The sequence below is a fragment of the Paucidesulfovibrio gracilis DSM 16080 genome, from assembly GCF_900167125.1.
Classification (GTDB): Bacteria; Desulfobacterota; Desulfovibrionia; order Desulfovibrionales; family Desulfovibrionaceae; genus Paucidesulfovibrio; species Paucidesulfovibrio gracilis.
The window spans coordinates 148530-162597 of the sequence record NZ_FUYC01000001.1 but is presented as its reverse complement, the minus strand read 5'-3'; the positions used below and the strand labels follow the sequence as shown (position 1 = coordinate 162597).

The 14068-nt window shown below is 55.8% G+C and carries 10 protein-coding genes; 8 read left to right on the top strand and 2 right to left on the bottom strand.

The window, feature by feature from the left end:
• Positions 1-95: 95 nt before the first annotated feature.
• The 7 genes from B5D49_RS14815 to larB all read left to right on the top strand — a co-directional run bounded on the left by B5D49_RS14815 (position 96) and on the right by larB (position 9853).
• On the top strand, positions 96-1676 hold the full coding sequence (locus tag B5D49_RS14815; RefSeq protein WP_159447082.1) for a hypothetical protein: 1581 nt from the start codon (positions 96-98) through the stop codon (positions 1674-1676).
• A gap of 634 nt (positions 1677-2310) precedes the next feature.
• Positions 2311-2961 carry a glycosyltransferase gene (locus B5D49_RS14810; protein ID WP_159447081.1) on the top strand — a complete coding sequence of 217 codons (651 nt, stop codon included), beginning with the start codon at positions 2311-2313 and terminating at the stop codon, positions 2959-2961.
• 1243 nt (positions 2962-4204) lie between these two features.
• Positions 4205-5671, top strand: a complete 1467-nt coding sequence (locus tag B5D49_RS00735) for a DASS family sodium-coupled anion symporter (RefSeq protein ID WP_078715739.1) — start codon at positions 4205-4207, stop codon at positions 5669-5671.
• An 18-nt stretch (positions 5672-5689) separates the two neighbouring features.
• Positions 5690-6958, top strand: coding sequence for a nickel pincer cofactor-dependent isomerase, group 22 (locus B5D49_RS00730; protein ID WP_078715738.1), 1269 nt, complete (start codon positions 5690-5692; stop codon positions 6956-6958).
• A gap of 108 nt (positions 6959-7066) precedes the next feature.
• Positions 7067-8284 carry a nickel pincer cofactor biosynthesis protein LarC gene (gene larC, locus B5D49_RS00725; protein WP_078716022.1) on the top strand — a complete coding sequence of 406 codons (1218 nt, stop codon included), beginning with the start codon at positions 7067-7069 and terminating at the stop codon, positions 8282-8284.
• Positions 8281-9078 (top strand): ATP-dependent sacrificial sulfur transferase LarE, encoded by a 798-nt coding sequence (larE, locus tag B5D49_RS00720; protein ID WP_078715737.1) that lies wholly within the window; start codon positions 8281-8283, stop codon positions 9076-9078. Before larC ends, larE begins: the two co-directional genes overlap by 4 nt.
• A 10-nt stretch (positions 9079-9088) precedes the next feature.
• Positions 9089-9853 (top strand): nickel pincer cofactor biosynthesis protein LarB, encoded by a 765-nt coding sequence (gene larB / locus B5D49_RS00715; protein ID WP_078715736.1) that lies wholly within the window; start codon positions 9089-9091, stop codon positions 9851-9853.
• Positions 9854-9979: 126 nt separating this feature from the next.
• Here the strand turns inward: larB and B5D49_RS00710 are convergent, their stop codons facing one another.
• Positions 9980-10810, bottom strand: a complete 831-nt coding sequence (locus tag B5D49_RS00710; RefSeq protein ID WP_078715735.1) for an IclR family transcriptional regulator — start codon at positions 10808-10810, stop codon at positions 9980-9982.
• Positions 10811-10917: 107 nt separating this feature from the next.
• A complete protein-coding gene (locus B5D49_RS00705; protein WP_159447080.1) occupies positions 10918-12483 on the bottom strand; it encodes a BCCT family transporter in 1566 nt (521 codons plus the stop codon).
• 526 nt (positions 12484-13009) lie between these two features.
• On the opposite strand from B5D49_RS00705, the gene B5D49_RS00700 reads away from it, so the two are divergent.
• On the top strand, positions 13010-14065 hold the full coding sequence (locus B5D49_RS00700; RefSeq protein ID WP_234990599.1) for a pyruvate ferredoxin oxidoreductase: 1056 nt from the start codon (positions 13010-13012) through the stop codon (positions 14063-14065).
• Positions 14066-14068: the final 3 nt, after the last annotated feature.

Sequence of the window (14068 nt, the reverse complement as noted above, 5' to 3'; positions counted from 1 at the left end):
CCTGGGTGGCCTTGCTGCTCCCTGTTATCTTGTCCCTGTCCATGGTGTTGGCAATTGTCCCATGGGGCTGTGAAATCCGTCGATACGATGTGGCCATGGTTTCCGCATTGCTTGGCCTGTGTGCCCCGTTTTGGATCGAGCGGACGCAGCTGGGGGCGCTGGATACCGACATCTTGATACCTTTTTTTGTCACCGGAGCCATCTATTGTCTGCATGTAGCAGGTCGCGCGCAAAAGCCCCGTAAACAGCTTGCCCTGGTTGTCTTTGTCGGCTTCGCGGTTTTGCTGCATTTTTGGTGGAAGCCAGGCCCATATTTTCTGCTGCCGCCTTGTTTGTTTTGGGGAGGGCAATGGTTGCTCAATGTTGCCAAAGGCAAGAACCGAAAGCGTCTTGCATTGATGGCAACGGGTTTTGCTGTTCTTGTATTGGTTTTTCTTGTTGTTGCCGGGTATGCGACAGCCGCTTTTCGATTTGTGTGGAGCCATGCCTGTTTGGTCCTTGGGATCGGTTCTCAATCGTTGGAGCAGGCCTCCATTATCGAGTTGGCGCCCTTGACGGTTCGGCAGTGGTTTGAACACGCCCTGGGAGCATGGTTTCTGTTCCCATTGCCGTTGGTCGGGATATACGCATGGTGGCGGCGTTTTCGGATGAACTCCTTTTACTTGTTTTATATTGCTGCCCTCGGGCTTTTGGGGCTGCTTTCCGAACGTTTTCTGATCCTTGGTCTCCCGGCGATTGCCGTGCTCACGCTTTATGGTGGGGTGCAGACGTGGCAATGGATCGCGAAGGTGGCGGGTTCCCGTTTGGTGCGATTGGTCACCTATGCCGTGCTCGTCATTTTGCCGATCGTTCCCAATGTGTTGGGAGCGATATCCTACGTTCCGGATCCGTATTTTTCAGCGGCTGACGTTGCAATGTGCGAGCGGATCAATAAAAAATTCCCAGATTCCGCATTCGTATGGACATGGTGGGACTATGGGTACTTTGTTCGGTATCTGACGAAAAACAAAGTGTTTTTCCACGGTGGAAGCCAGGATCCCGACCGTCTTTTTACTGCGGCGTACCCCTTGATGCAGCCGGATCCGCGGTATGCTTCGCAATGGCTGCGTCATTATTCGCAACGGCAGGGACGGCCGTTTCCATCGCCTTATGGAAAAGGTGCAAAGCCGCGCCTTCCGTCCCATCGTGCGCTTTCGGCATTGGTCTCTGGAGCGCATCGGGTTGTGCTGTACCTTCCACGTCGCACGTTTAATGCCAGCGGCTATTTGTATGCCATCGCCTTTGGACTGCCGAAAGAGCAAGTGGTCAATCGACTGGATTTGTTTTCTGCCGCGGGGTTTGATTTTTCCTCTGCGGATGGCTCGGTGGGCATTCCTGCGGAACTGTATGAAAAGGGATACCGTGAATTCGGCAGTGTGTACGACCCTCATGCACAGCCCTTATCCGATGCGGAGCTTGCGTCCCTGCCGGACCCCATATTGGTGCACAGTTCGGTGCAACCTTTTGTGGCTATCACGGATAGGTTCTTCATCAGGACGACCATGTTTCATCTGCTGGGCTTCCGGGGACAATCCCCAGGGTTTCAGAGAGTTTGGTTCGACCCAATGGCGGGCGGTCTGTGGGAGGTTGTTGACGTGCCTGTTGGAGGACATACAACGGAAGTCCAGGACGGATGAACGATACAATGGTCTCCTTTGCAGGAAATGGACCAGCTATCCACCTGATATGCTATCCGATTCTCGCGCTGTTGGGTATGTGGGCGGTGACCTGGAAACAGGCCGAGTGATTCTGGTGAGGCGAACAGTTTTTTTTTCACGAGACCAAAACGATCAGGGCGTGACCCCAATGCCTACCGACGGCATCAACCCATTGGTCCTGCATGACTACTTTGAAACTCCTGACGGGGGAGGGCGTACTGCATTGCTTGCGGCCCGTGCCTTGGGTGCGGATCTATGTCATGGCGCCCGGCGGAGTGATCATCCGTATTGGCCGTCATACGCACCGCCCGGCCAGGAACATGCCCTGGGGCGGACTCTTTCCATCAATCTTGTGCGGCAATGGGAAATACAGCGCCGTTTTTTGCATATTTCCGGCAGATTGCTACAAGGCAGACCGGTCGCGTTGTACAGTGGTTCCTACGCGCCGTTGGCCGTGCTTGCGCACCGAGCCTGTCGCAATATTTGTTATTGCCATACGCCCCCGCGCTTTCTTTATGACCAGCGAAAACAGTTTTTGTCTGCGGTCGTCGCGCCAATGCGTCCGATCTATCAAATGGCCCTGCGGCGTTATCAGAGGCGCTATGAGCGTGCCATGCGTAGCATGGACTTGATTGTTACCAACTCCTGCAACGTACAGGAGCGCATTGGGGAGTATCTGGGGCTGCAAAGCCGGGTGTTGTATCCCCCTTGCGAAGTCGATCAATACCGCTGGGCGGCCTCTAAGGGATACTTCCTCTCGGCGGCACGGCATGATGCATTAAAGCGGGTGGGGGTGATTCTGGACGCCTTTGCCCTTATCCCGGATAAGCAACTCGTCGTAATCTCCGATGGACCGGAATCTCCGGCCCTTGAAGCCCGGGCCGCGAAAATGCCCAATGTCCGATTCCTCGGACGGGTTACGGAATCGACCTATCGCCGGGTATTGGGGGAATGTACGGGCGGTATCTATATCCCCAAGGATGAAGATTTTGGCCTGACGCCCGTTGAATCCATGGCTGCGGGGAAGCCTGTGGTCGGAGTGGCCCAGGGAGGCTTGCTCGAGACCGTTGTTCCGGGGAAAACCGGAATCCTCCTGCCTTCGAACGAGGTCACGGCACAGAGATTGGCCGCGGCAGTGGGTGCCTTGGATTCCTGGGACGCGGAACAGACCAAGGAAGCGTGCCGTGCCGTAGCAGAGAAATTTTCTTTTTCCATGTTTCGGGACGCTCTTTGCCGCATCGCAGGCACGGATGCCAAGCCATAGAATAGACTGCGCACCACATACGTCACAACCAGCCCTTTCCCTGTGCATGCAGCCAGGCCGGAGTGTAGCCATCGCACCCGGTGTGAGTTTGGGGGTGCATGGCACATGCCCCTTGTCGAATCGTGTTTTCTCCTCCGTCAGCTGATCCCCTTTTTCTGATCGCGATGCCGTTGAGCATGTTGCCCGTTTAAGGGAGCACCGTTCTTTTTTGTAGAGCATATTTCAAAAAATGGTCTTTACAGTCGTTCTGTCTACAGCTTTCTCCCTATAACCATCTGAAATTATATCCTCTAAAAAGGTGGAGTAAAAAAATCATATCAGACTTGATATGATAGTCAGTTTGTCGTACAAGCAGACAATAATACAGGATGAAACAAAACTGGAGTGGGTAAGAATTCGACCGGGTATGTTTTGTCCTCCTGGATTCGGTGGGTTGGGATGGTTCTTTTCATAACCAGACGGCGACAGGCTGACGTTTTGAGCGTTTTGCACGAACCGAATTGATCCCTCTGATGGGGCATGAATGTGGAGAGTGGCATGGGTCCAATCAATGTGCATACATCGTGGAGTACAAAGGAAAAAACACACTCCACACTGCACAAATTGATAAACAGTGTTCATGTTGTCCAACCTGATTTTGATCCGTCACGCCTGCTTTCCGCCTATTATCTTGCTACCAACGCAAACAATTTTCCTTTCCATACTCTTTTCCCCGGCAATGGGTTGCAGTGCGCGGGGAAATGCGACAAACCCACACTCCGCGTCGATATAAGGGATCAAACCACCTTGTCTCGTTTTCAGGGTGTTACGAAGCATGCTGCACAAAAAGCTTCGGCATGCCGCGACAGGTCGTGGGGATATGGTGAATGCTGCCGGCGAGGCTGGCTGAGGCCGCGCCGACTTGGCCTAAGGCGTGGCCATGCGCTGCGAATCATTCGATGTTGCCCAAGATTACGGGCCGAGCCTGTGGGCATGCATCCGGTGGAGGCCACGCTACAGGCATAAAATTTTGACGACTATCCGTTCGGCTTCAAGGAGGGAGACCGTAAGGTTTTTGTTTGGAGCCGTCCACGCCGGGCCGTCTCTGTCGCGAAAGGGATGTCACCGGCCAACCTTTAACCAATGCATGCATTCGATCGGGAACAACGTGTAGCTCCAACGCTCGTTGAAGGTGTCCGGGAGGGCGCCGACGATGCGACGGCTGCAACGCTTTTTGTACACCCTAAGACGAAGGAATATTGCAATGGCGAATAAATTTGAGGATTTTGGAAAAAAATACGGAACGATCATCGCGATCGTCGTAGGACTGTGTATCTGGATGCTTCCAACGCCGGAGACCATGTCGCTGACGCAGCATAAGCTGCTGGCTATTTTTTCCGGTGCCGTGGTGGTCTGGGTGACGTTGAGCATGAGTATCGCCACCAGTACGATGATCCTGGTTCCGTTGCTGTATTTGTGGGTGGGGAACCCCGATGGCGCCGTCAACGAGGCCGGACGCCTTATTCATTCGGCAAAATTCGCGATTTCCGGCTTTGGTTCCCCGGCCTTGTGGCTGTTGGTCACCGGTTTCATCATCTCCACGGCCATGACGGAAACAGGCATCGCCAAGCGAGTCGCGCTGGTGATGATGAAGCGGTTCGGAAAAACGCCGTTGGGTGCGATCATCACTCCCATGTTTGCGAACTTGCTCATCTCTCCGCTGACTCCCTCCAACACGGCGCGGACAGCCGCCATGCTGCCCATCGTCGAAGGCGTGGCCCAGGCGTACAAAGTCGAGAAGGGCAAGAGCAACTTTGGCCGGGCGCTGTTTTTGGCCAACACGTATGCCTCGAGCATCACCGCGGGCGGATTCCAGACCGCGACCATCCCGAACCCCATTTCCATCGGACTGATTGCGGCGGCCGTGGGAACCACCACCATCGGCACAACATGGGGATTCTGGACCCTGGCCGCGCTGCCCACCACCATTCTGGTGCTGTTGGGTACGGCATTCATTCTTTGCCGGATGTTCAAGCCGGAAATGAAATCCATCCCCGGCGGCGTGGAATACGTGAACACGGAACTGGAAAAGATGGGTCCGCTGAGCAGGCAGGAAATCAAGGCTCTGATCTATTTTGTCATGGCCCTGGTTCTCTGGTCCACTGACGCGCTGCACCACTTCAGCTCCGCCATGATCGCCTTCCTGGTCAGTGCGTTTATCCTGGCTCCGCGCATCGGCGTGCTCACCTGGAAGCAGACCGAGCGTTCCATCCCTTGGGAACTGTTCGTCTACTTCGGCGGTGTGATTACCCTGTCCAAAGCCCTCATCGCCACGGACGCTTTTGCCTGGGTCATCACCACGGGCATGCAGTCCCTGGGTCTGGACGGCGTGGGAATGTTGCCCCTGATGATCGGTCTGATGGGCTTTACCATCTTCAGCCACATCATCTGGTCCACGACCACGGCCATGGGCGGCGTGATGATTCCCATCTACATCGGCATGGCTTCCGCCTTCAACTTCCCGGTGGTGGCCTTTGTGCTGCCCCAGGCCATCCTGATCGGGTATGCCCTGTTCCTGCCCTTCAACACCATGGGCAACATCATTATGTTTGGTGCCGGATATTACACCGTGACGGAACAGCTGAAATCGTCCTTGCTGATCGGTCTTATGGCCTGGGCGTTGTGGGCAGTGACCGCCGTGGTCTGGTTCCCCATGATCGGCCTGTACTAAGTGAATCAGGAGTCAGAAATGGATAAGCAAGCGTTTCCCCGCATGGTCCGCGTGCGACAGAATTTCGTACGCGACCGTGTTGAGGATGTCCCGGCTACGGTTCAAGCCGAACTGGAGAAATTGGGCCATGCCATCAAACCCGGCATGACCGTGGGCATTACAGCGGGAAGCCGGGGTATACAAAATATCCTGACCATCCTTGAGGTAGCGGTGCGCTTCGTGAAGGGCAAGGGAGCGACCCCGGTCTTGTTGGCGGCCATGGGCAGCCACGGGGGCGGATCCGAGTCCGGTCAAAAGGAAGTGCTGGATAGCCTGGGTATCACCGAAGAGCGCCTCGGCGCCAAGGTCATCACCTGCGCCAAAGGGCGCGAAGTGGGGACCACGGACGGCGGTTGGAAGGTTTTCATGCTGGAATCCGCCTTTGAAGTGGATGCCATCATGCCCATCAACCGTGTGAAAACGCATACCTCCTTCAAGGGAACCGTGGAAAGCGGCCTGGCGAAGAAATTGGTGGTTGGGCTTGGCGGGCCTCCGGGCGCCACACAATTCCACGCCGTGGGCAAGTCCGAGCGGCTTTCCCCCCTGTTGGAAGAGGTGGCCGGGGCCATCATCGCACAGATGCCCGTGATCGGCGGACTGGCCATCATTGAAAATGCGTATGAGGAAACCGCCAGGATCGAGGGAGTTCTGGGAGAAAACATCATCGAGCGTGAGCGCGAGCTGCTGGCCTATTCCAAAACCTTGATGCCCTCATTGCCTGTGGAGCACATCGACGCGCTGGTGGTGGAGGAGATGGGCAAGAACTACAGCGGCACCGGTCTGGACACCAACATTGTGGGCAGACTGCGCATCCAGGGCGGCACGGAACCCGCTAGCCCGGTTATTCGCTACATCTCCGTGCTCGATCTCTCAGAGGAATCCCACGGCAATGCCACGGGCATCGGGCTGGCGGATTTCACCACGCAAAAGCTGGTGGACAAAATCGACCGCAAGGCAACGTATCTGAACTGCCTGACCACGACCTTTGTGGCCCGGGCGTTTCTTCCACTGTTCCTGGACACGGAAGAGGAAACGCTCACGACCATGATGCATTGCGTGCGCAACACGCCGCTGGAAAGCCTGCGCATGGTCTTTGTTCCCAACACCCTGTTCCTGACCGACTGCTATGTCAGCGAAGGGTTGTTGTCGGAACTGGAAGGCAACGAACGATACGAGATTGTCGGCTCCCCGCAGGACGTCACCTTTGATTCCCAAGGGAATCTGGAACTGCGGCTGAGTACGCATTAACGATTGACGGCTTATGGCACATGGGGCCGGCACTGGATGGTGTCGGCCCTTTTATTCCCTTTCGGAGCGGGGCGGGGGGTCCCACGGCAAACCATTCGGGGCAACGACATGAATATTTTATATTATGATTGCTTTTCCGGCCTGAGCGGAGACATGAATCTCGCAGCGATGATCGCCCTGGGCGTTGACCAGGAGTATTTGCGGGAGGAGCTTGCCAAGCTCGACATGCAGGACGAGTTTTCCCTGCGGGTTTCCCCGGGTGAGCGTAAAGGCATTTGCGGCACCCGGGTGGACGTGGAACTCCATAGCCACCAGCATGGACAGGATCAAGAACATCACCACCATCACCACCATCATCATCACCATCACAGAAATTTACACGACATCGAGACCATCATCGGGCAAAGCGGTCTGGATGAAGCTGTACGGGACACGGCCTTGCGGATTTTTCGCCGTGTGGCCGAGGCCGAGGCCAAGGTTCACGGCAAACGCTTGGATGAAGTGCATTTCCATGAAGTCGGTGCCACGGATTCCATTGTTGACATCGTGGGGGCGGCTATTTGTTTTCATGCACTGGACGTGGACGCGGTCTGGTGTTCGCCCGTGGAGTTGGGCGGCGGGTTCGTGCAGTGCGCGCACGGCATGATGCCGGTTCCGGCACCGGCAACCGTGGAGATTTTGCATGGCATGCCCACCACTCGCGGAGCCGTGGACAAAGAGTGCACCACGCCCACGGGCGCGGCCATTCTAGCCGAGCTTGCGGACCGCTTTGTGTCCGGCCCGGCCATGAGCGTGCAGCAAACCGGATACGGTATCGGGCATCGGGACAATGCCATTCCCAACGTGTTGCGGGTGCATCTTGCCACTGTGGAGCAGGATCGTCCCTCCACGACCCAGGTTTCGGCAACGCTGCTGCAGTGCAATATCGACGACATGACCGCGGAAATGCTTGGGGTGGTTCTGGATCAGCTTATGGATGAAGGAGCCATGGACGTGCACTTCACGCCGATCATCATGAAGAAGAGTCGTCCCGCGACCATGGTTTCGGTGCTCTGCCGGGAAGAGGAAACCGAACGATTCCAGAGGCTGTTGTTTCAACACACCACCACGCTGGGCATCAAGTCCGTTCCCGTTCACAAAACCGAGTTGGAGCGCCGGATCGAAACGATTAAAACCCCACTGGGATCGGTGCGCGTAAAGCGTGCCTTGCTTGATGGCCAGGTGTTGCGGTCAAAGCCGGAGCTGGAAGACTGTCGGACGTTGGCAGAAAAACATGGTCTGCCGCTGTTGGACATCTACGCCGGGATCCGAGGTGCGGAATCATGACCGGAAACAGCTACGATATGCTCCTGGACCGGCTGAAAGAGCTTGGCGGGGGGGTGCTGGCGTTCTCCGGGGGAGTGGACAGCGCGTTGTTATTGCATGAGGCGCAACGCGTCATGGGTAACCAGCTCGTGGCGGTCACGGTTTCCACACCGTATGTGCCGGAGCGGGAAGTGCGTGAAGCAAAGGCTTTGGCCCGGGCCGTGGGTGCAGAACATCTGGTGTTGGAGTTGGACTTTCCGGAATCCATGCGCAGCAATCCAGCGGACCATTGCTATCATTGCAAAAAAAGGATGTTCCAACGGCTACGGGAGCAGGCCGCAGAACAGGGCTTGGAACATGTGCTGGATGGGACCAATGTGGACGATTTGAGCGACTACCGCCCGGGACTCAAGGCAGTGCAGGAACTCGGGGTGGTCAGTCCATTGCTTGATGCTGGTCTGGCAAAGGCGGAGATTCGGGCCTTGTCCCGGCAACGTGGGCTTTCCACTTGGGATAAGCCTTCCTCCGGTTGTCTATTGTCGCGCATGCCAGCGCATGTGCGGGTGACGGACGCGGCTTTGCGCCGGGTGGAACGGGCTGAAGCGTTTGTGGTGCAGTGCGGTTTTCCCGTGGTGCGGGTGCGGAACCATGGGGACGTGGCCCGTATTGAAGTGCCGCGGAACAGATTGGCCGACTTGCTGGATGCTGATGTTGATCAACATATTTCCAATACGCTTAAAAAGCTCGGATTCCGGCATGTGACCCTGGACTTGCGAGGGTATTCCATGGGCAGCCTGAATTCGACGGCCAATTGAGGATGCATCGATGAATGCGAATACCGAATTGGAAAGCCTGCTGCAAGCCGTCCAGGACGGGCGCACCAGTGTGGAGCAGGGGGTGGAACAACTGCGCGACCTGCCGTTTCAGGATATCGGGCATACCAAGATCGACCGACATCGGATGTTGCGCAACGGGTTTCCCGAAGTGATCTACGGTTCGGGAAAGACGCCGGAACAATTGACGGATATTTTTGAACACATGAAAGGGCGGGGCAATGTCCTGGCTACCCGTGTCTCTCCGGAAAAGGCGGTGTTCGTGCGGGAGCGGATACCCGGTCTGGAATACAATGCACTTGGCCGGACATTAACCGCAATGGAACAACAGGTCGAACCCCGGGCAAACGAAGTCGGCATCCTTACGGCAGGGACATCCGACCTGGGCGTGGCCGAGGAGGCACGGGTCACCTGCGAGATGCTCGGCCGCAGCGCAACCATTTGTTCCGACCTCGGCGTGGCCGGGCTGCATCGGCTGTTGGGAACCTTGGACCAGATCCGGCAATATTCGGTGCTTATCGTTATTGCGGGCATGGAGGGCGCGCTGTCCAGTGTTGTGGGCGGCCTGGTGGAGCAGCCGCTCATCGCGGTACCCACTTCCGTGGGGTATGGCGCCAATTTTAATGGGTTATCGGCATTGCTCGGCATGCTAACGTCCTGCGCCAGCGGTGTGACCGTTGTGAACATTGATAATGGATTCGGCGCGGCCTGCGCCGCATGCAAGATATTGCGCGCCATCGACAACGCGCATTCATAAGAAATATCCAGTTGGTACGAGAATCAGCCGCAAAAGAAACGGCCCGGTTTGCATTGGAGCAAGCCGGGCCGTTTTGTTGTCAATACAATCTGACCGCCGGAAAAGGGCGCGGGCAGCGAACCGTTCTTAGCGCGGCTCGACGGCCACAAGCATGTCGGTGATTTCTTCCAGGTTGAACCGGAAAGAATGGATCGGCGACTCAAAAAGTTGCGAGGCCTCGGCCGCGGCGCGGGGGATCTCGGTCAACAAGGTTTGGGACAGCGCCCTGTCCAGCCGCACCGTGGGGACGGAGCAACTGATGGTGGCGATGATTTCTCCGGAATCGTCGAAAACCGGAGCCGCAATGCATCGAATACCTTGGAACAATTCTTCAAAGTCCAATCCGATACCCCGTTCGCGGGCAAATTCGATTTCTTTGTAGATCAAGTTGATTTTTTCCGTATCAATATTGGTATCCAGCCGCCGGAGTTCCTTGATGAAGCAGCGCAATTTTTCTTCGGACAAAAATGCGAGAAATACTTTGCCCGAGGCTGAAAGATACGCTGGAAAGGACGTTCCGATGATGGAATCCATACGAAGCGCGTGATTGGAGGCCTTTTGATGGATGACGACCATGTCGATGCCGGAAAGCGTGCTGAGGTTCACGGTTTCGTTGACCTGGTCCCGCAGCTTCTGGATAACCGGCTCCACGAGGGTAACCAGGTTGCTTTGCGAGATGATCTGTTTTCCCAGCTTGTAGAACTTGAGCGTCAAGGCATAGGCGCCGCCCCGGTGGACTTGCCGCACATAGCCGAGATCTTCGTAGGTGCGTAGAATACGCTGCAACGTCCCCTTGGGAATGGAGCAGGCCGCACTGAGCGTCTTCAGCTCCCAACTGGTTTCCGTTGCCATGGTTTCGGCGACGAAAAGAGCTTTTTCCAAGGATCGCATCATATAATACTTATCGTTTTGTGACATGGTTTCCTCAAAATTCCAACAAACTCAAAAAAGGATGTTCGGTTTTGGGGTTGAAGTTCCGTTGAGAAGTTGAATGCCCTTCACCATAAGTAAAGGGCATTCAGCATTTAGCTATTTTCAGGATCGTTGTCCAGCCAATCAGGTTTCTTTAATAAATACATACCCTCCTTTACAATAGAAATACACATTCCGAAAGTGAAGATCATCATGGGGAATCCCGCAAGGGATATCAGCCCCCGCACAGGGGCGATACCTCCTGAAATACAAAGCACATAGGCGATCAAGCCGGTGACAATACCCCAAAGAATCTTCAGTTTCTTGGGCGGTTCTTCACTGGCCTGCACGCCTTTGGTGGAGATGATGGCCAGCGTGGCCACCAGGGAGTCGGTCATGGTGGCAAAAGAGAACACGATGGTCACCACGAAGATGCCCATCAGAATTTTGCTAAACGGGAACTGGGAAAGCAGGATGTAAACCATGGACTCCATGCCGTGGTTGTGAATACCTGCCCAGACGTCCACCAGGCCGCTCCATTGGAAGTATACGGCAGTGCCGCCAAAGGTGGCGATCCAGAAATGGCAGAAGATGGTCGGCGGAATGATGTTCACAAGTATGAATTGCCGTACTGTTCTGCCCTTGCCGATGCGGGCCAGGAAGTGACCGAGCAATGGTGCGAAGATAAAGAAGATTTCCATGTAGGGCACAAGCCATTGCATGGGCCATTTGTCACTGACCTGCATGGTGTTCAGCAGGGTGCTGTTACGGAAGAAGTTGTTCACGAAGTAGCCGAAGGACTCCACGCCGATGCCCAGAATGAACAGGGTGGGACCGGCAAGAAGAACGAGTCCCATGAAGAACAGAAAGGCTCTGGTTGTGCCGGTGGACAGGAGCCGCATGCCTTTTTTCAGGCCGGAGTAGGAGGAGATCACGTAAATGGGGATGATGATTGCGGCGGCTGCGGCCCAGGTTCCAGGCCCGGGGGTGTAACCGAAAATCTGTCCCGTGCCGCTGCCGATCTGCATCAGGCCCGCGCCCATGCTGGTGGCGATGGCGCAGCACAGGGAAAAGAGGCAAATGGCGTGGACCGTGGGAGCCACAACGGGCCGCCAGCTTTTGGGGAACAGCGAATACAGCCCGGCAGCCACGGACATGGGGTACTTGCGGTTGAAGCTCACCAACGCGATGGCCACGGCGCAGATCGTGTAGAAACAGTATTGGGCGATGGTCCAGTGCAGGGTCGTCTGCGCAACCGCGAACACGCCGGCGTCCTTGGAGCCGGGTTCGATGTGCAGGCTCAGGGGCGGCTGCATCATGTGGTAGATGGGTTCGCCCATGGCCCAAAAGAGAATGCCGATGCCGATGCAGCCGCAAAGGGAAAGGGCAAACCATTGCCAGAAGGTGAATTCAGGCTTGGCGTCCCGACCGCCGAGCCGAATGTCGCCGATGGGGGAGAAGGCGACTCCCGCCGTGAACATGACGATGATAATGCCCAGGGAAACTTCGAGCCAACCGAAATTGAAGTGAATCCAGTCCATTGTGGTACAGAGGATGGCGGCCAGACCTTCGTGATACACAAGACCCAAGGTGATTCCCGACACCAATAGTATGAATCCGGGCCAAAAAGTAAAATGGTTTAGTTTTCGTCGATCGTCATTGATCGTGGCCTCTTGCATTGTAACTCCCTCCAGTTTGCCCGAAGAATTGTCTATTTTGCCGCGATCGTTCCTGTCACACACGGACTGTATTCGCAACTCCATAGGCGCAGAGATTCTCTCGGAGCGTTTCCAATATGCTGAAGCACAAGTAAACCAGTAAATAGTATGTCATACCATTTGGTGGTAAGGTGTAAGAGAAAAAAAGCATGCTGTCAATAAGCCGGCCCAGGAGGGAAGAAAGAAATTTTTATTCAGCCAGGACGATGAATTTTGCGGTTTGCATTCTGAGAAAGCCACGGTTCGCAGGGGATTTGAAAATAGAGGGTCAAAATGTCGAAAGGGGTTGACGGGTCGAAATGGTTTGGATATCGTGCAGCATATCAAAACGAAATGCCGCTATTTGGTACAACGAAGTGTTTGGCCGCGCGGTGAAAAAATTTTGTCTGGTTTACTGGTATGCCGTACCACAATGTAAAACATCAAGGTGCGATTGTTCAATTTAACCGCAACGAATCCCATTGAGGTGAATATGGCCCAGGAAACGATGTTCTTGAAAAATACGGAGGCCTTTGCGGAGTGTTTGGCCAGATGTGGCGTGAAGTACCACTTCGCCTACCCCATCACTCCCGCCACGGACGTGATGAAGCGCATGGCCGTGATCCTGCCCAAGTACGGCGGGGAAATGATGCAGATGGAAAGTGAGCTGGCCGTTTCCAGTGCCGTTGCCGGTGCCGCCTGTACCGGGAAGCTGATCGCCACATCCAGCTCCGGCCCGGGACTGACCCTCATGCACGAGGCCATCGGTTTCATGTGTGCCGCGGAACTGCCCTGCATCGTGTTTGACTCCATGCGCGTCGGTCCCGGCGACGGCGACATTCTCGGTGCCCAGAGCGACTATTATGTGGCCACTCGCGGCGGCGCTCATGGTGACTATCATGTCATCGTCCTGGCTCCGTCCTCCGGGCAGGAAATCGCCGACCTCATGCCCAAGGGTGTGAAACTGGCCTACACCTACCGGACCCCGGTCATGTTCGTGCTTGACGGCGTCAGCGCCCAGACCACCGAGTCCACCACGCTGCCCGAGTACCATGACTATTCCGCGGAATTCGATACATCCGAATGGGCCTTTACCGGCACCAAGGATCATCCCAAGCGTGCGCTCATCACGGGAAGCTACTCCCACCAGGACGGCTACGAGATGAACGAGAAGCTGCGCGCCAAGTACGAGACCATCTGTGAAAACGAACAGATGTGGGAGCAGGATGGTGTCGAGGACGCCGAACTGGTGGTCGCGGCATTCGGCATCCATGGCCGCATGTGTCGGGACATGGTCGCGAAGATGCGCGCCCAGGGGAAAAAGGTCGGCTTTATCCGTCCCATCACCCTGTGGCCCTTCCCGGAGCGCGCTTTTGCCGCCCTGCCGGACTCCGTAAAGAACATCCTGGTTGTTGAAATGAACCTCGGCCAGATGGTCGACGACGTGAAACTGGCCGTCAATGGCCGGACTCCTGTTCACTTCTTCGGTAAGACCGGTGGCGATACGCCTATGCACACGCTGGCCGACATGATTGCCGAAGCAAACAGGATCATGGGGGAATAACAA

Bases quoted from the DNA above. Each gene is read 5' to 3' on its own strand.
- B5D49_RS00730 (WP_078715738.1), top strand. From the start codon at position 5,690: ATGGATAAGCAAGCGTTTCCCCGCATGGTCCGCGTGCGACAGAATTTC.
- larE (WP_078715737.1), top strand. From the start codon at position 8,281: ATGACCGGAAACAGCTACGATATGCTCCTGGACCGGCTGAAAGAGCTT.
- B5D49_RS14810 (WP_159447081.1), top strand. From the start codon at position 2,311: ATGCGTAGCATGGACTTGATTGTTACCAACTCCTGCAACGTACAGGAG.
- B5D49_RS00735 (WP_078715739.1), top strand. From the start codon at position 4,205: ATGGCGAATAAATTTGAGGATTTTGGAAAAAAATACGGAACGATCATC.
- B5D49_RS14815 (WP_159447082.1), top strand. From the start codon at position 96: ATGGTTTCCGCATTGCTTGGCCTGTGTGCCCCGTTTTGGATCGAGCGG.
- B5D49_RS00705 (WP_159447080.1), bottom strand. From the start codon at position 12,483: ATGCAAGAGGCCACGATCAATGACGATCGACGAAAACTAAACCATTTT.
- larB (WP_078715736.1), top strand. From the start codon at position 9,089: ATGAATGCGAATACCGAATTGGAAAGCCTGCTGCAAGCCGTCCAGGAC.
- B5D49_RS00710 (WP_078715735.1), bottom strand. From the start codon at position 10,810: ATGTCACAAAACGATAAGTATTATATGATGCGATCCTTGGAAAAAGCT.
- B5D49_RS00700 (WP_234990599.1), top strand. From the start codon at position 13,010: ATGTTCTTGAAAAATACGGAGGCCTTTGCGGAGTGTTTGGCCAGATGT.
- larC (WP_078716022.1), top strand. From the start codon at position 7,067: ATGAATATTTTATATTATGATTGCTTTTCCGGCCTGAGCGGAGACATG.